9 protein-coding genes and 5 pseudogenes are annotated in these 17,313 nt (G+C 70.0%); 2 read left to right on the top strand and 12 right to left on the bottom strand.

Translation table 11 applies throughout. From position 1 onward, the window contains the following. Window positions 1-30: 30 nt before the first annotated feature. The 5 genes and pseudogenes from NTM_RS18770 to NTM_RS18750 form a co-directional block, all read right to left on the bottom strand. Window positions 31-2,793, bottom strand: coding sequence for a DEAD/DEAH box helicase (locus NTM_RS18770; protein WP_083144453.1), 2,763 nt, complete (start codon window positions 2,791-2,793; stop codon window positions 31-33). After that, complete coding sequence (gene tatC, locus NTM_RS18765) at window positions 2,777-3,727, bottom strand: twin-arginine translocase subunit TatC (RefSeq protein ID WP_083144454.1); 951 nt, start codon at window positions 3,725-3,727, stop codon at window positions 2,777-2,779. Before tatC ends, NTM_RS18770 begins: the two co-directional genes overlap by 17 nt. Before the next feature lie 72 nt (window positions 3,728-3,799). Beyond that, on the bottom strand, window positions 3,800-4,063 hold the full coding sequence (tatA, locus tag NTM_RS18760) for a Sec-independent protein translocase subunit TatA (RefSeq protein ID WP_104864918.1): 264 nt from the start codon (window positions 4,061-4,063) through the stop codon (window positions 3,800-3,802). A 31-nt stretch (window positions 4,064-4,094) separates the two neighbouring features. Continuing rightward, a pseudogene (locus NTM_RS18755) lies at window positions 4,095-5,077 on the bottom strand (helix-turn-helix transcriptional regulator). 25 nt (window positions 5,078-5,102) lie between these two features. Continuing rightward, window positions 5,103-6,076: pseudogene (locus NTM_RS18750) on the bottom strand (helix-turn-helix transcriptional regulator); the annotation flags it as partial. Window positions 6,077-6,146: 70 nt separating this feature from the next. On the opposite strand from NTM_RS18750, the gene NTM_RS18745 reads away from it, so the two are divergent. Then, window positions 6,147-6,734 carry a class I SAM-dependent methyltransferase gene (locus NTM_RS18745; protein WP_163767102.1) on the top strand — a complete coding sequence of 196 codons (588 nt, stop codon included), beginning with the start codon at window positions 6,147-6,149 and terminating at the stop codon, window positions 6,732-6,734. A gap of 9 nt (window positions 6,735-6,743) precedes the next feature. On the opposite strand, the gene pafA is transcribed toward NTM_RS18745, so the two are convergent. Both pafA and NTM_RS29060 read right to left on the bottom strand, forming a co-directional pair. Further along, on the bottom strand, window positions 6,744-8,108 hold the full coding sequence (gene pafA, locus NTM_RS18740; RefSeq protein ID WP_179963959.1) for a Pup--protein ligase: 1,365 nt from the start codon (window positions 8,106-8,108) through the stop codon (window positions 6,744-6,746). Window positions 8,109-8,206: 98 nt separating this feature from the next. Next, window positions 8,207-8,773 (bottom strand): hypothetical protein, encoded by a 567-nt coding sequence (locus tag NTM_RS29060; protein WP_337781397.1) that lies wholly within the window; start codon window positions 8,771-8,773, stop codon window positions 8,207-8,209. On the opposite strand from NTM_RS29060, the gene NTM_RS18735 reads away from it, so the two are divergent. After that, window positions 8,712-9,938, top strand: a complete 1,227-nt coding sequence (locus NTM_RS18735) for an alpha/beta hydrolase (RefSeq protein ID WP_337781396.1) — start codon at window positions 8,712-8,714, stop codon at window positions 9,936-9,938. The genes NTM_RS29060 and NTM_RS18735 overlap by 62 nt on opposite strands. Before the next feature lie 122 nt (window positions 9,939-10,060). On the opposite strand, the pseudogene NTM_RS18730 reads toward NTM_RS18735, so the two are convergent. From NTM_RS18730 to NTM_RS18710, 5 genes and pseudogenes are all read right to left on the bottom strand, one after another. Next, window positions 10,061-10,853: pseudogene (locus NTM_RS18730) on the bottom strand (IclR family transcriptional regulator). A 12-nt stretch (window positions 10,854-10,865) separates the two neighbouring features. After that, window positions 10,866-12,689, bottom strand: a pseudogene (locus NTM_RS18725) (putative nucleotidyltransferase substrate binding domain-containing protein). 34 nt (window positions 12,690-12,723) lie between these two features. Next, a pseudogene (locus tag NTM_RS18720) lies at window positions 12,724-14,258 on the bottom strand (GMC family oxidoreductase). Beyond that, window positions 14,251-15,771, bottom strand: coding sequence for an APC family permease (locus NTM_RS18715; protein WP_083144464.1), 1,521 nt, complete (start codon window positions 15,769-15,771; stop codon window positions 14,251-14,253). The pseudogene NTM_RS18720 and the gene NTM_RS18715 overlap by 8 nt, the downstream one beginning before the upstream one ends. Before the next feature lie 26 nt (window positions 15,772-15,797). Beyond that, window positions 15,798-17,297 carry an aldehyde dehydrogenase family protein gene (locus tag NTM_RS18710; RefSeq protein ID WP_083144465.1) on the bottom strand — a complete coding sequence of 500 codons (1,500 nt, stop codon included), beginning with the start codon at window positions 17,295-17,297 and terminating at the stop codon, window positions 15,798-15,800. Window positions 17,298-17,313: the final 16 nt, after the last annotated feature.

Here is a 17,313-nt window from a genome sequence, read left to right as displayed (position 1 = left end):
GGTGCGACGGGGGCCTGCTGCGACAACACACTACCCGGCATCAACAGCTACGACGCCGCGCCGAACGTCGTTGATAGCGCGTTTCGCGGTCGCCCGCAAAGCCGGTGTCGGCGCGGCGTTGCGCACCTGATCAGCGAGATCGAGCACCTGCCTGCACCAGCGCACGAAATCACCCGCCGACATCGACGCGCCGGTTCCCCCGGTGTCCCCGGCGGCCAGCGCCGAGGCCAGGTCCCCGGTCGCGGCCCACCGATGGATCGCGGCGACGAAACCGGTGTCGGGTTCGCGGCTGGGCGGGAGCCGGTGGCGGTGCTCGTCGGCGCGCAACTCACCCGACAGCGCGCGGGTGCGGTTCAGGGCGCGGCGCAGCCGTCCGGTCGGGATGTCCGAACCGTCCTGCGCACCCGGACCGTCGCGGCGGGACTCGTAGAGCACCGAGGACAGCGCGGCCGCCAGTTCGGCGGCGTCCAGGCCCTCCCACACCCCGGTGCGCAGACATTCGGCGACCAGCAGGTCGCTCTCGCTGTAGATGCGGGCCAGCAGCCGGCCGTCGTCGGTGACCGCGGGGCTGTCATCGGTGGTCGTGATGAATCCGCGCTCGGTCAGCAGCACCACGATCCGGTCGAAGGTCTGCGCCAGCGAGTTCGTCGCCGCCGAGATCTTCTGGCGCAGTTGCGCGTTGTCGCGCTCGACCCGCAGATAGCGCTCCGCCAGCCGGGCCCGCTCCTCCCGGTCGGGCAGCGAATGCGCCGAGTGGGCCTTGACCCGGTTCCGCAGCGCGATGAGCTCGGGGTCGATGTCGCCCTCGGGTGCCGGACCGCTGCGCCGCCGGGCCGACGGGACGTCGAGGTTGCCGGCCGCCGACCGCAGCGCGGAGGCCAGGTCACGCCGGGCCCGCGGGTTACGGAGCTCGACGTGCTTGGGCAGCGACATCCTGCCGAGCGGACCGGCCGCGCCTGCGTAGTCGGCCGACGAGATCCGGCCGGCCCACCGATGTTCGGAGAGCACCAGCGGCCGCGGATCGTCGTCGTCGCGCGCGGGTTCGAGCACCACGGCCAGCCCGCCGTGCTTGCCGTGCGAGATCGAGATGATGTCGCCACGGCGCAGCGCCGCCAGCGCGTCGTTGGTGGCCTGCCTGCGCTGCAACCGCGACGCCCGCGACTGTGCGCGTTCGCGTTCGGTGATCTTTCCGCGCAGACGAACGTAATCCAGGATCGGCGCGTCGCGGCCGCCCATCTCGGCGGCGAGTTCGGTGAGCATCCGTTCCCCGCGCTCGACCCCGCGCACCAGGCCGAGCACCGAACGGTCCGCCTGGTACTGCGCGAACGACCGCTCCAGCAGCCGGTGCGCCTGCTCGGGACCCATCTGGTGGACCAGGTTGATCGTCATGTTGTAGGTCGGGGTGAACGAACTGCGCAGCGGGAACGTCCGGGTCGACGCGAGCCCGGCGACCTCGGCGGGGTCGACGTCAGGGTTCCACAGCACCACGGCGTGGCCCTCGACGTCGATGCCGCGCCGCCCGGCCCTGCCGGTCAGCTGGGTGTACTCCCCCGGCGTCAACGGCATGTGCTGCTCGCCGTTGTACTTCACCAGCCGCTCCAGCACCACCGTGCGGGCCGGCATGTTGATGCCCAGCGCCAACGTCTCCGTGGCGAACACGGCTTTCACCAGACCGGCGGTGAACAGCTCTTCGACGGTGTGGCGGAACGTCGGGAGCATGCCCGCGTGGTGGGCGGCCAGGCCGCGCAGCAGCCCTTCGCGCCACTCGTGGAAGTCGAGCACGATCAGGTCGGTGTCGTTGAGGTCGGCGGTGCGGCGGTCGACGATCTCGGCGATGCGGGCCCGCTCCTCGTGCGTGGTCAACCGCAGCGACGACCGCAGGCACTGCTTGACCGCGGCGTCGCAGCCCGCGCGGGAGAAGATGAAGGTGATCGCGGGCAGCAGCCGCGCCTGCTCGAGCACGGTGATCACCTCGGGCCGCCCGGGCGTGCGGTACACCCCCTGCGGGCGGCCCTGTCTGCCGCGGCCGCGGGGCTGCCAGTCCAGCAGCCGGTCGGCCTCGCGGCGGTGCGCGATGTGGCGCAGCAGCTCCGGGTCGACGAGCAGGTTGCGTCCGGCCGGACCGGACGCGCGGTAGTCGAACAGGTCGAGCAGTCGCTTGCCGACCAGGACGTGCTGCCACAACGGCACCGGCCGGTGCTCGTCGACCACCACCGTGGTGTCGCCGCGCACCGCCTTGATCCAGCCGCCGAACTCCTCGGCGTTGCTGACCGTCGCCGACAGGCTCACCAGCCGCACCTCCTCGGGCAGGTGCAGGATCACCTCCTCCCACACCGCACCGCGCATCCGGTCGGCGAGGAAGTGCACCTCGTCCATCACGACGTAGGAAAGGCCGTGCAGGGCCGGCGAATCCGCGTAGAGCATGTTGCGGAGCACCTCGGTGGTCATCACCACGACATCGGCGTCACCGTTGATCGACTGGTCACCGGTCAGCAGGCCGATGCGTTCGGGCCCGTACCGGGCCACCAGGTCGTTGTGTTTCTGATTGCTCAGCGCCTTGATCGGGGTGGTGTAGAAGCATTTGCGCCCGGCGGCCAGGGCCAGATGCACCGCGAACTCGCCGACGATCGTCTTACCCGCACCGGTGGGTGCGCAGACCAGCACGCCGTGCCCCTGGGCCAGCGCCTCACAGGCGCGCACCTGGAAGTCGTCCAGCGAGAACGGCAACAGCGCGGTGAACGCCGCGAGACTGTCCGCGGACGAACCGTCGGACACCTCAGGTCGCGTCGTCATCAATCACAAGTCGCGACGGGGCGGGCACCGCGGTCGGCGCCTCGACGGGTTCGGCGGTGCCGATCGGGGCGGCCTCGTCGTCGGGGACGTCGTCGAGAGCGGCGCGGCGGGCCTTGCGCTTGTCGCTGATCCGCGCGATCTGGATCGCGACCTCCATCAGCGCCGTCATCGCCAGCGCCAGCGCGAGCATCGAGAACGGATCCGAGCCGGGGGTGACGAACGCGCAGAACACGAACAGACCCATGATCAGGCCGCGCCGCCACGCGCGCAGCCGCTCGTAGGTCAGCACGCCGACCAGGTTCAGCATGATGATCAGCAGCGGGAACTCGAAGCTGATCCCGAACACCAGCAGCAGGTTGATCAGGAATCCGAAGTACTGGTCGCCGGACAGGGCCGTGATCTGCACGTCGCTGCCGACGGTGAGCAGGAACCCCAACGCCTTGGCCAGCACGATGTAGGCCAGCAGGGCGCCCGCGACGAACAGACCCGCACCGACCGTGACGAACGCGACCGCGAACCGGCGCTCCTTGGCGTACAGCCCGGGGGTGATGAAGGCCCACATCTGATAGAGCCACACCGGGCAGGCCAGCACGATGCCCGCGGTCATGCCCACCTTGAGTCGCAGCATGAACTGGTCGAACGGCGCGGTGGCCAGCAGCCGGCATTCGCCGTCGGGTGCGATGGTCGCGCGCGCCGAGTCGGGCAGCGAACAGTACGGACCCCGCAGCCAGTCACCGAGGCTGGGCAGGCCGAGCACGCCGTGGCTGTACCACAGGAATCCGAGGATGGTGGTCAGCAGCACCGCGGCCACCGAGATCAGCAGCCGGCTGCGCAGTTCGGTCAGATGGTCGACCAGCGACATCGTGCCGTCGGGGTTGACCCGGGACCGCCGCTGCCGGGGGTCGAGCTTCTTGAAGAGTCCGGGTATCTGCACAGGGGGCCTAATTGCTGCTCACAGCCGCGAAATCACGAACGCGGCCGTAGCCGCGTCCTGCGAATTGTCCGGTCAGGCCGGGCGTTTGTCCGAGCTGGGGTTCGTCGACGGCTCCGCGACCCGCTCGGATGTGATCTGCGTCGGCTGCACGGACTGCTCCGGCGCGGTCGAATGGGATGCCGGATTCGAATCCGACTGCATCTCCTTGATCTCGGACTTGAAGATGCGCATCGACTTGCCCAGTGAGCGTGCCGCGTCCGGGAGCTTCTTGGCGCCGAACAGCAGGACGAACACGGCAATCACGATCACCCAGTGCCAGGGTTGTAGACCACCCAATTTGATTACCTCCAGACGTCTGGCGCTCAGCTTACTCGCCGGCGGAGTCGATGCCGACCCGATACGCCGCGAGCGCGGCCGATGCGGACTGCCGGACCTGCTCGGCGAGCCCGGCGGGCGCCAGTACCCGGACCGCGGCGCCGAAGCCCAGTACGAACCGCGTCATCCACTGCTCGGAGGCGTACGTCATCGAGGCTTCACAGGACCCGTCGGGGAACTCCTTGAGCACCCGCAGCGGGTAGTAGTCGAACATCCACGACGCCGAACGGTCGATCAGCAGCGTCGCCGTCGGCAGCGACGGATCGGCGGTGTCCGGGTCGAACAGCGAGGTGTCCGGACCGGACCGCACCGCCGGGGCGGCGGCACCGCCGGTTCGTCGAGCACGCGCGCGTCGACGATGCGGTCGAACCGGAACAGCCGCACCGCTTCAGCGGTCCGGCACCACGCCTCCAGATAGCTGTGGTCGGCGACGAGCACCACCCGGATCGGGTCGACCACCCGGCCCGACAGCATGTCGCGCGACGCCGAGTAGTACTCGATGGCCAGCGCCCGGTCGTCGCGCACCGCGGTGCGCACCGCCGCGGCGGCCTCGCTCTCGACCGGTGCGGGCTCGTCGACGGCCGCGCCCTCGACGTGGCCGACGGCCCCTGCCGCGGATTCGATCTTGGCGATCGCGCTGCGGGCGGCCTCCGGGTCGACCATCCCCGGCACGTCGACCAGCGCGCGCAGCGCCACCAGCACACCGGTCGCCTCGGGCGAGGTCAGCCGCAACGGGTGGTCGATACCGGCCGAGAAGGTGACCTCGATGGTGTCGCCGGAGAACTCGAAGTCGATCAGGTCACCGGGTCCGTAGCCGGGCAACCCGCACATCCACAGCTGGTTGAGATCGTCGCGCAACTGTTTGACGCTGACCCCGAGATCGGAGGCGGCCTCGGTGTAGGTGATCTTCGGGTTGGCCTGGAAGTACGGCACCATGTTGAGCAGCCGCACCAGCCGGGCACTGATGGCGGTCACAGATGCGCCTCCAGGCGCGTCGCAGATGCGCCTCCAGCCGCGCGATGACTTCGTCGCGCAGCGATGCCGGTTCCAGCGCCAGCGCGTCGGCGCCGTAGCCGGCGACCTCCCTGGCGAGCCGGTCGAACATGCCGATGTCGATGGTGATCTCCTCCCCCGCGCGTCCCCCGATCGTCCTGGGCCGGACCACCGTGCCGCGGCGGCGCAGCGCGGTGGCACGCCCGTCGGCCACCCACACCGTGGCCTGCCCGCCGTCGGCCACTCACCGACCACCTTGGCGACGATGCCGCGCAGGTCGACGTCCTCGGGTTTGTGCACCGCGCCCTCGGGCCCGGTCGGCCGCACCTCGGGGCCGATGCGGGACAGCCGGAAGGTCCGGACCGCATCCCGGTCGCGGTCGTGGCCGACGACATACCAGCGGCCCCGGTCGGTGACCACACCCCACGGCTCCAGCGTGCGCGTCGTATACGGCTCGCTGCGCGACGGACGGTACGGGAAGGTGACCGCACGGCCGGAGTCGATGGCCGACAACAGGATTCCGAGCACCTCCTCGGAGCCGCGCAGACCGGGCAGCGCACCGGTGGAGGTGATGGCCACGTCACCGTCGGGCGCCTCGACGTCGACGCCCGCGGCGCGCAGTTTCAGCAGCGCCCCCTGGGTGGCGGTGATCAGCTCCGGGGATTCCCACAGTTGGGTGGCCACGGCGACCGCGGCGGCCTCGTCCGGGGTGAGTTCCACCGCGGGCAGCGCGTACGCATCGCGGTTGATCCGGTAGCCCTCGGTCGGGTCAGACGGGGACACCCGGCCGGTCTCCAGCGGGATGCCCAGGTCGCGCAGTTCGTTCTTGTCGCGCTCGAACATCCGCGAGAACGCTTCGTCGCTGGCCTCACCCGAATAGCCGTACACGGTTTCGCGGATGCGGTCGGCGGTGATGAAGGACCGCGTCGACAGCAACGCGATGACCAGGTTCATCAAGCGTTCGACTTTCGAGATCGCCACGGCTACGAGCTTAGGGTGCGGCACATCCCGCTCGACAGGCGATGTGCGCGTCCGGGCACAATCAACGGCGATGGGCACTCGATGGCAGCAGTCCGACCGGCCGCGCGGCCGCGATTACGACGCCCGCTGGCAGCAGCTGGCGGCGTCCGGGGCGAACGTGCACGGCGAGGCGGACCTGATCGAGGAGCTGCTGCGCCGCACCGGCGGCACCCGCGTCCTGGACGCGGGCTGCGGAACCGGAAGGGTCGCAATCGAACTCGCCGCACGCGGCTACTCGGTCGTCGGTGTCGACGCCGACCCGGGGATGCTGGACGCCGCGCGGGCCAAGGCGCCGGCGCTGCGGTGGGTGGAGGCGGACCTCGTGGACGCCGACAGACATCTGCACGAGACGTTCGACGTGGTCGCGCTGCCGGGCAACGTGATGATCTTCCTGGCCCGCGGCACCGAGGCGGCGGTGGTCGCGGCGCTGGCGCGCCGGCTGGCGCCCGGCGGTCTGCTGGTCGCGGGCTTCCAGCTCGCGACGGGACGGCTGACGTTGCAGCGCTACGACGAGATCGCCGCCGCGGCGGGCTTGACGCTCACCGACCGCTGGTCGACGTGGGACCGAGCCCCGTACGACGGTGGTGACTACGCGGTGAGCGTGCACCGGCTCACATAGACGCCCGGCTCACATAGACGCCCAGCGATGAAGCCGCTTCACCCGCTCGTCGACCGAGCGGAACGGGTCCTTGCACAGCACGGTGCGCTGAGCCTGGTCGTTGAGCTTGAGGTGCACCCAGTCGACGGTGAAATCCCGTCCCGCCTCCTGCGCTGCGCTGATGAACTCGCCACGCAGCTTCGCCCGGGTGGTCTGCGGCGGGGTGTTGACCGCCGCCTCGATCTCCTCGTCGGTGGTGATGCGGGCGGCCAGCCCCTTGCGCTGCAGCAGGTCGAACACGCCGCGGCCGCGCTTGATGTCGTGGTAGGCCAGGTCGAGCTGGCTGATCTTCGGGTCGGACAGCTCCATGTTGTAGCGGTCCTGATAGCGCTGGAACAGCTTGCGCTTGATCACCCAGTCGATCTCGGTGTCGACCTTCGCGAAGTCCTGACTCTCCACCGCGTCGAGCTGGCGGCCCCACAGGTCGACGACCTGCTCGATCTGGGTGTTGGGCTCGCGGCTCTGCAGGTACTCCACCGCGCGGGCGTAGTACTCGCGCTGGATGTCGAGCGCGCTGGCCTGCCGCCCGCCCGCCAGCCGCACCGGGCGCCGCCCGGTCAGGTCGTGGCTGACCTCGCGGATCGCGCGGATCGGGTTGTCCAGCGAGAAGTCGCGGAACGCGACACCGGCTTCGATCATCTCCAGCACCAGCGACGCCGACCCGACCTTGAGCATCGTGGTGGATTCGCTCATGTTCGAGTCGCCGACGATCACGTGCAGCCGGCGGTACTTCTCGGCGTCGGCGTGCGGCTCGTCGCGGGTGTTGATGATCGGGCGCGACCGGGTCGTCGCCGAGGAGACGCCCTCCCAGATGTGTTCGGCGCGCTGCGACAGGCAGTAGGTCGCCGCCTTGGGCGTCTGCAGCACCTTGCCCGCACCGCAGATCAGCTGGCGGGTGACCAGGAACGGCAGCAGCACATCGGAGATCCGGGAGAACTCGCCGGCCCGCACGATCAGGTAGTTCTCGTGGCAGCCGTACGAGTTGCCCGCCGAGTCGGTGTTGTTCTTGAACAGGTAGATGTCGCCGCCGATGCCCTCGTCGGCGAGGCGCTGCTCGGCGTCGATGAGCAGATCTTCGAGGACGCGTTCACCGGCGCGGTCGTGGGTGACCAGTTGGGTGAGGCTGTCGCATTCGGCCGTCGCATACTCCGGGTGGCTGCCCACGTCCAGATACAGGCGCGCACCGTTGCGGAGGAAGACGTTGCTGCTACGTCCCCACGACACCACCCGGCGGAAAAGGTAGCGGGCGACCTCGTCGGGACTCAGTCGTCGGTGGCCGTGGAACGTGCAGGTCACCCCGAATTCGGTCTCGATGCCCATGATTCGTCGCTGCACCTCATCGAGACTACTTGTTGTCTGCCTCACAGGTCGGCCGGACACTCATCACGAGGGCGCCCCTGTGGATAACCGGGGTCGAGCCCCTGCGGCCGGTGTCAGCATGAGCCATGGGGGAAATCGCACATGTCGACCCGGACCGGCTGATCGCCGCGGCCGACCTGCTTCGGCCGCGTTGCCGACGACGTCGCGCGCGAACGCCGGCCCGCCCTCGACCCGGCGGCGCTGGCCGGCGCCGCGGTGGCCGCCGTCGACGTCGACGGCCTGCTCGCGGACGCGGTCACGGCGGTGATCGCGGGCTTGAACGACTGGGCTGGCGCCGCCAGTGCGACGCCGAGTCGTTCCGGCAGACCGATACCGCCAACGTAGCCCGGTTCGGTCCGCGATGAGCCCGACGGTTCGCTGGCGCGGCAATGGAATCCGGAGGCGCTACTGACCCTGGCCAGGGATTGCGACGACGCGGCACGCAGGCTGTGCGCCCATGTCGACGACGCGGTCGGCGAGGCCGATCGCAGCCGCGAGCACTGGATCGGCGACGCTGCCGACGCGGCCCGCGCTCGTGCCCGGGAGCTGGAGGAGCAGGCGGACACGGTGGCGGCGCGGATGGTGACGGCGTCGGCGGCCGCCCGCGACGGCGCCGCGCAGATCGGGTCGGCGCGCGACACCGTGCTGGATCTCGCGGATACCGCGACGCTGGAGGGCTTCGCGGTGTCCGAGGACGGATCCGTGGCCGTCGGCGCCGGCCCGACTCCGCTGCTGGTGCTGCTCTCCGGCGGTTCGGACGCGGTCGCCGCCGACCTGCTGCGGATGCGGGCCGGTGAGCTGACGGCCCGGCTGACCGGGGCGCTGCACCGGCTCGATGCCGCCGACGCCGACGCCGCCGCCGATCTCGCGGCGGCGCTGCGCGGCCCCGAACCCGCGCCTCCGGCGGCGACGGTGCCCGCGGGCGCCTGGCCGGTCGGCGCCGGCGACGTGGTGGCCGGCTGGCCCGCGATGGGCCAGGACCGTATCGCCGCCCAGATCGACGCGATGACCGACGCGCAGCGCCGCGAGTTGATCGCGCGGTTCCCGCAGCAGGTGGGTAACACCGACGGGGTGCCATGGCCGATGCGGGTCGCGGCCAACCGGACCAACATCGCCGCGGCGATCCTCGCCGAGTCCGGTGCCGACGAGCCGTCCACCCGCCGGATCGAGTTCTATCGCGGTCTGCTCGGCGAGGTCGACGACCCGGCAGGCGGCGCGCGGATCTCCCGCCAGATCCTGGCTTTCGATCCCGCCCGCGCGTCCCTGGTGGAACTGCACGGCGATCTGGGCGCCGCGCGCAACGTCGCGGTGCTGGTGCCGGGCGTGAACACCGCGATCGAGCGCTCGGCGGCGAACACCGCGACCGCGCGAAGGTTCGTCGCCGGGTCCGGCGGGCAGGTCGCGATGATCACCTATCTGGGTGGCCCGTTCCCGCAGGTGCCCGACGTCGCCTCGGTGCTGGACGCAGCTGATCCGCGCTATGCGGTGGAGATGGCGCCGCGCCTGGTCGCGTTCAGCGAGGACGTCGCCCGGCAGGCACCCGACGGGGCGCTGGTGACGGTGATCGGGCACTCCTACGGCGGGTCGATCGTCGGTACCGCCGAGACCCTCGGCCTGACCTCGGACCGCACCCTGTTCCTGGCCGCGGCGGGCGCCGGGGTCGGGGTGGACGACGCCGGGGACTGGCACAACCGCAACCCGTTCGTCGAACGCTATTCGATGACCGCGCCCGGCGACTTCATCGAGCTGGTGCAGGGCATCCCCGGTGGGCCGCACGGCGCCGACCCGACGAGATGGCCGACGTGATCCCGCTGCGCGTAGGCGATTACGACGACGGCACACCGGTGGCCGGCTGGGATGCGCACTCCGGCATGCTGAACCGGCCGTCGGACTCGTGGCGGACGATCCTGTCCGTCATCACCGGGGACTCAGTGGCGGCCGCGCCAGCCTAACCGCGTGCTGATCTGGTCGGCCGCCTCGACGATCTGGCCGGCGACTTCGTCGAAGCGCTCCACCGACAGCCGGTAGGACGGGCCGGAAACACTGAGCGCCGCAACCACTTGCGAGTGCCGGTCGTGGACCGGCGCGGCGACCGCGTTGAGCCCGACTTCGAGTTCTTCACTGACACTGGCCCATCCACGTTCACGCACGGCGGCCAACTGGTTCTGCAGCCCGGCCATATCGGTGATCGTCGACTCGGTGAACGACGGCAGCGGGCCGTCAGCCGTGCCCGCACGTCGTTGGGGTCCAGCCCGGCGAGCAGCACCTTGCCGCTGGAGGTCGCATGCGCCGGACAGCTCTGCCCCACCCAGGTGCGCAGCGTGATCTCCGCGGGCCCGATGGCCTCGACGATGTTGACGATTCGATCCTGGTCCAGCACAGCCAGATTGGCGGTCTCGCCGACCGAGACGCTGAGCATGTCGCATGCGGCCTGGCCGAGTTTGACCAGATCGTTCTGCCCGCCGGCGACGTGCGCCAACCGCGGGATCGCGAACCCGAGCCGGTACTTGCCGCGCTCGGAGACCTGTTCGACGTAGCCGCGGGATTCCAGCACCGCGACCAACCGCGACACGGTCGACTTGTGCACCCGAGTTCGGCGGCGATCTCGGTGACACCGGCCTGACCGAGTTGCGCGACGATCTCGAGCACCAGCAGTGCGCGATCGACCGATTGAACCGCGGCGGGCTGGTCCGCAGAGGACGTGTCGAGGTGCGCAGGCATTACCGGGCCACCTTATACGCCGATGCGGCCGAGGTTGACGACACGTCGGCGCACCGCGGCGATCTCACGCACCCCATCGCCGAGCAGACTGCGGTGCAGCGGGGACAGTTCCGACATCGTGACGACGTCGCCCGGGGTGCGCCCGGCGGCGATCTGTTCGACCTGGTGGGTCATCCGCAGCCGCTGCAGCATCGCGAACACATCGCACAGCGTGCGGCTGTCGGCCTCGGTGAGCGCACCGGCCTGCGCGGCGGCTGCCAGCCGCGCCGGGGTGCTCGCCGAGGTCATCCCGGCCGAAAGTCCGCCCCAGCGGGCGAGGTTCACGATCGGGGTCAGCGCGTGATTCTTCACGTCGAACGTCCCGCCGCGGCGCGCCAACACATCCCGCAGCGACCATGTCCGGATCTTGCCCGCCAGCGCGTCGAGCAGCTGCAGTCGCAGCGTCTCCGGGTGCCGCCTGCGGATCCGCTGGAAGGCCTCCGCGGCGGTGTGCAGCGCGGTGTCACCCCACCCCACCCGCGCATCCAACAGCAGTGACGACATGATCAGGCCGCGGTTGCGCAGCGGATCTTCGACCCACGCGTGCGCCGCGCGTGACCACTGCGACTGCGACCGCGCGAAGGCCGGCTCGGCGGCGATGGCGCCGTTGCTGTCGGCCGGCAGTCCGCAACCGTCGAGCAACCGGTGCACCTCGGCGGCCACGGAGCGCAGCCGCCCATCTTGCCCGGCCAGGTCGTCGCGCCACGACAGCGCGCTGTCGACGTCCGAGGACGGCATCGCCTCACGCCGCGCGATGCTGCCCAGCGTCAGCCACGCGAAGCCGTCCGCGCCGGAGTTCTCGGGCCGTGCGAGTACGAGTTCGAGGGCGCGGCGGATCAGGCTGTCGATGACCACCGACAGGATCGCGCTGGTCGCCGCGGCGTTGGTGCCGTTGGCGAACAGTTCGACCGCGGTGGCGGTGACCCGCTCGCCGACCTGCTGCAGCTGGTCCGCGTCACCGGCTGCGCGATCGCGCGGCGCAGCTGGAAACTCTGCCGCGCGGAGGCGGCCAGCAGGTCGGCATCCTCGAGGACGCCGAGCACCTCGCCGCGCGCGGTCAGCACAGGCATGTGCCGCAGACCGCATTCGAGCATCTCCATCAGCACGCTGTCGGCGGTCAGGTCGGCGGTGACGGTGCGCGCCGGCGCTCATCACCCGCTCGACGGCGACGTCGACCGGCAGCCCGGCCGCGACCACCCGGGTGCGCAGGTCGCGGTCGGTGAAGATACCGAGGCCGCCGCCGGGCAGCCGGATCAACGCGCAGGACACGTGGCGCTCGGTCATCCGCACGACCACGTCGCGTACCGAATCGGTCGGCGCGACCAGCAGCGCGTCGGCACCGATGAGCCCGGCGACCGGCCTGCTGTCGACGGCGGGCGCGATCGCCGGCCGCTCCCGGCCGAGATTCCATCCCGACGCCAGGAACGCCAGCCCCGCGGGTTTGGCGAACTGGGCCCGCACCAGCGCACCCGGCAACTTGACCAGGGTGCTGGGCACGGTGGTGCGGGCCTCGAAATCCATTCCGGCTCCAGCCAGCAGCGGCATGTAGCCGAAGATGCCGCCCGGCGTCACGACGTCGATCAGGGAGCCGTCGCCGACCGAGCGCAACGCGACGCCGCCGTCGCACACCATCCACACCTCGTCGGGCACCCGCGCCGAATAGTCCGCGACCACCGCGGCGGCCGGGAAGCGTTCGAGCACGGCACCGGCGGCCAGCGCCGCGAGTTCGTCGTCCGTCGCCCCCTGGAACGGGGTGTGTTCGGCCAGGAAGGCCGGCAGATCGCGGCCGTCAGGCAAGAGATCGGGGCCGTCAGGCAAGAGATCGGCGCCGTCAGGCGGTTCGGATGAGGTCGGCACACTTCTCCGCCATCGTCATCACGGTGATGTTCGGATTGACCGCAGGCAGTTTCGGCATCGCCGATGCGTCCACGACGCGCAGACCCGTCACACCCTTGACCCTCAGCTGCGGGTCGAGGACCGCCATCGGATCCCTGCCGCTCCCATCCGGGCGGTCCCGGCCGGGTGGTACACGGTGTTGTGGCACCGGTGGATGTAGTCGAGCAGCTCGTCGTCGGTCGTCGCGGCCGGCCCGGGGGCCAGTTCCCGGGCCACCCACGGTGCCAGCGGCGCCTGCTCGGCGATCCGGCGGGCCAGCCGGACACCGGCCAGCATGATCCGCTCGTCGTAACCGTCGGGGTCGGTGAAATACCGCGGATCCACCCGGGCCCGGTCGCGGAAATCGCGCGAGCGCAGTCGCACCGTGCCCCGAGACCGGCCCTGGGTCACGTTGGGCGTCAGGCAGAATCCGTTGTCGGTGGTCGGATAGCCGTGCCGCAGCGTGTTCATGTCGAACGGCACGCTGCCGTAGTGCATCATCAGGTCCGGCTGGGCCGGGGTCCCGTCGGGCACCGGGTCGACGGTGGTGAACAGTCCGATCTCCCACCATTGTGTCGAGCTCGTGACCATCGGCTCGGCCGCTTCCCAGAACACCAGCCCCTCGACGTGGTCGTCGAGGTTGGCGCCGACCCCGGGCGAGTCGACGCGGACGTCGACACCGATCTCGCGCAGGTGCGCGGTGGGTCCGATCCCGGAGAGCATCAACAACTTCGGGGTGTCGATCGCACCGGCGGTGACGATCACCTCGCGGCGCGCCGACACCGTGTCGTAGCCGGTCAGGTCCGCGCGCTGATAGCGCACTCCCGTCGCACGGGACGCGTCGTCGAACAGGATCTCCGACACCCATGAGTCGGTGCGGACCTCGAGATTCCCGCGGGTGCCGAGGATCGGGTGCAGAAACGCCTTCGACGTCGAATTGCGGATACCGTCCTCGCCGGCGTTGATCTGGAACCAGCCGGCTCCGTTGCGAACCGTCTCACCGCGGTTGAACTTGACCGTCGGGATGCCGAGCAGCGCGGCGGACTCCAGAACCGCTGTGCCGCAAGGGTCGTCGGGTGGAACGTCACGCAGCAGCACCGTCTCGGTCAGCCGGCGGGCCAGCGGAAGCACCTCGGCGGCGCTCCAGCCGGTCGCACCCATCGCCGCCCACTCGTCGAGCGCTTCGGCAGGCGGGAGGAACGCGATGCACGAGTTGTGCGACGAACACCCGCCCAGCACCTTGGCTCTGGCGTGGCGCATGAACGAGTTGCCGCGCTCCTGCGGTTCGATCGGGTAGTCCCAGTCGTATCCGGAGTCGAGCAGCCGCATCCAGTCCGACAACACCAGGATCGCGTCGTCGTCGACGTCGGACGGTCCCGCCTCCAGCAGGCACACGGTCACGTCGGGGTCCTCGGACAACCGCGCCGCCAGCACGCACCCCGCGGTGCCGCCCCCGGCGATCACGTAATCGAATGTGCCCGAGTCACCCATCGAGCGACTCCGCGGCATGCGATTTCAAGGTCCCGATGTGATGGCGGCCCTTCACCGCGTACCACACCAGACCGGAGCCGAGGATGACCCCGATGTAGACGAACGCACCCCAGGTGTTGTACCAGGGCTCGCCGTACACCTCGGTGCGCGGCCAGGCCAGGTTCAGCGCCATCCCGACGCCCCACACCACCGCGACGATGTTCACCGGTAGGCCCCAGCGACCCATGGTGAAGTAGCCACCCTCCTTGAGATCCTTTGGCGGCCACTGCCCTTGGAGACGCTTCTTCAGCAGCGGCCCGGTCACCATCAGGTAGGCCAGGTAGATCATGATGATCGCGATCGAGGTCAACACGGTGAAGATCTGCGCGTTGCCGACGTTGAGCACCAGGATGGCCACCGCGATCACCCCGATGGTCACGGCGGGCACGATCGGCGTCTGGGTCTTCGGGTTCACGGTGGCCAGCTTCTCGCCGAACGGCAGCGCATTGTCACGCGCCATCGCGAACGTAAGGCGGATCGCCGCGGTGTGCACCGCCAGCGTGCAGACCGTCACGGCGATGACGATGCAGACCAGGAAGATCTTGCCGAGCGGTCCCCACATCACCTGCTCGACGATGTACTGCAGGCCACCGCTGCTCTCCCCGAGCTGCGGGTCCTGAAGGTTCGGCGCGGCCATCACCGCGAAAACCAGGATGCCGCCGCCGATCACGAACGACGCGAGGATCGCACGGGCGATCGCCTTGGGTGCGGTTCGTCGTGGTTCGACCGTCTCCTCCCCCAGCGAGCTGGCGGTGTCGAAGCCGTACATCACGTATCCCGAGGCCAGCGACGCGATCAGGAACGCACCGAGGAAGCCCAGGCTCTGGCCCTCACCGTATCCGTTGGTGGAGAAGAAGATCTCGGGCGTGTGCTGGACGTTGATCGCCAACAGGAACACGATGAGCACGGCGGCGATCAACTCGATGAACACGCCGCTGGAGTTGATCATCGACATCAGGCGCACTCCGAGCGCGTTCACCAGCGTGGTGAACGCGATCAGGACGGTGCCGAGCAGCACCGCGTTGGCCGCATACGACCTGGCGTCGGACCCGTCGCCGATGATCTGGAAGCCGCTCCACAGTCGCGGCAGGTTGAGTTGGTAGGCCAGCGCGACCGCGGAGATCGTCACGATCGACGCGGTGAGCATCAGCCAGCCCGACGTCCACCCGACCAGTCGGCTGGCGAGCTTCTTGCTCCAGTTGTACACCGACCCCGCCACCGGATACTTGGCGGCGAGCTCCATGAAGCACAGCGCGACGGCCATCTGCCCGACGAACACGATCGGCCACGACCACAGATAGGCCGGCCCGGCCGTGCCGAAGCCCCAGTAGAAGAGCTGGAACGTGCCGGTCAGAATCGAGATGTAGCTGACGCCCGCCGCGAAGCTGGCGAACTTCCCGATGCTGCGGTCCAGCGACTCCTTGTACCCGAAGTCCTCCATGCCGCTGTCGGCATGCGGTTGTCTGATCACCATGTCGGGCCTGTCCTTTCCCGGACGGTCTAATTTTTAAACCAGCCCGCGGCGCCGGGAGCGGTGTTGTGCCAGATGTGCTTGAGCTCTTGGTATTCCGCCAGGCCGGTGGGGCCGAGCTCGCGGCCGTTGCCCGACTTGCCGAATCCGCCCCACTCCGCCGCGGCGGTGTAGTAGCCGAAATCGTTGAGCCATACGGTCCCGTGCCGCAGCGCCCGCACCACACGTTCGCCGCGCGCCGCATCGGAGGTGCGCACCCCGGCGGCCAGACCGTATTCGGTGTCGTTGCCGAGCGCGATCGCCTCGGCTTCGGTGCCGAACCGCTCGACGGTCAGGATCGGCCCGAAGGTCTCCTCGGTGACGATGCGCATCGAGCGATCGCAGCGGTCGAAGACGGTCGGGAGGTAGAAGAAGCCGTCGGCGAGCGCGGGATCGGTGGGCCGGGCCCCTCCGGTGACAAGCTGCGCACCCTCCGAGATCCCCAGTTGCACATACTGTTCCACCTTGTCGCGGTGCTGCTCGGAGACCAGCGGCCCGGTTTCGCTGGCCGGGTCCAGGCCGTCGCCCATCGTGATCCTGGCCGCCCGCGCGGCCACCGCGGCGACGAACTCGTCGGCGATGGACTCCTCGACGATCAGCCGGGTGCCCGACGAACAGACCTGGCCCGAGTGCAGGAACACCCCGGTCAGCACGTGGTCGACGGCGGCGTCCCAACTCGAGCCGTCGTCCCCGTCCCTGATGTCGGCGAACACGATGTGCGGGTTCTTGCCGCCGAGTTCGAGCGCGACCTTGGTGACGTGTTCGGCCGCGGTCCTGGCGATGGTGCGGCCGGTGGCCAGACCGCCGGTGAACGAGATGAAGTCGACGTCGGGATTGTCGGTGAGCGCAGGCCCGAGCGTCGCGCCACTGCCCTGGATCAGGTTGACCACACCGGCAGGCACGCCGGCCTCGTCGAGCAGGCGGGCGAACGCGATCGTGGACAGCGGGGTGACCTCGCTGGGTTTGGCGACCATCGTGCATCCGGCGGCCAGCGCGGGTGCGACCTTCCACGACATCTGCAGCAGCGGGTAGTTCCACGGGGCGATCAGCACGCATACCCCGATCGGCTCGCGCACGACACGGCTGATCACGGCGGGATCGCCGACGTCGACCACCCGGTCGGCTTCGACGCCGACGAGTTTGGCGTAGTAACGGAACACCGTCGTCACGTCGTCGATGTCGATGCGGCTCTCGGCCAGTGTCTTGCCGGTGTCCACGGTTTCCAGCCGGGCCAGCGACTCCTTGTCGCGCTGAAGCAGATCCGCGACGCGATCGAGCAGCGCGGCGCGTTCGGCGGCCGTGGTGGCGCGCCACGGGCCGTCGTCGAATGCGGCGCGGGCCGCGGCCACCGCCGTCCCCGCGTCGTCCGGGGTGGCCTCGTCGACCACCGCGGCGATGCCGCCGGTGGCAGGATTGATGATGTCGCGGGTTCCGCCGTCGGAGGCATGCCGCCACGTTCCGCCGATCCACAGATCGGGTTCGCCGTCCATGTCTCTGGCCCTCTCG

It is taken from the genome of Mycolicibacterium parafortuitum, assembly GCF_010725485.1.
GTDB lineage: Bacteria > Actinomycetota > Actinomycetes > Mycobacteriales > Mycobacteriaceae > Mycobacterium.
The sequence above is the reverse complement of the archived record's forward strand: the minus strand, read 5'-3'. Positions and strand labels throughout refer to the sequence as shown.

Coding starts and splice junctions, on each gene's coding strand:
- NTM_RS18770 (WP_083144453.1), bottom strand. CDS start 2,793: ATGACGACGCGACCTGAGGTGTCCGACGGTTCGTCCGCGGACAGTCTC.
- NTM_RS18745 (WP_163767102.1), top strand. CDS start 6,147: ATGGGCACTCGATGGCAGCAGTCCGACCGGCCGCGCGGCCGCGATTAC.
- NTM_RS18735 (WP_337781396.1), top strand. CDS start 8,712: ATGGTGACGGCGTCGGCGGCCGCCCGCGACGGCGCCGCGCAGATCGGG.
- NTM_RS18715 (WP_083144464.1), bottom strand. CDS start 15,771: ATGGTGATCAGACAACCGCATGCCGACAGCGGCATGGAGGACTTCGGG.
- NTM_RS18710 (WP_083144465.1), bottom strand. CDS start 17,297: ATGGACGGCGAACCCGATCTGTGGATCGGCGGAACGTGGCGGCATGCC.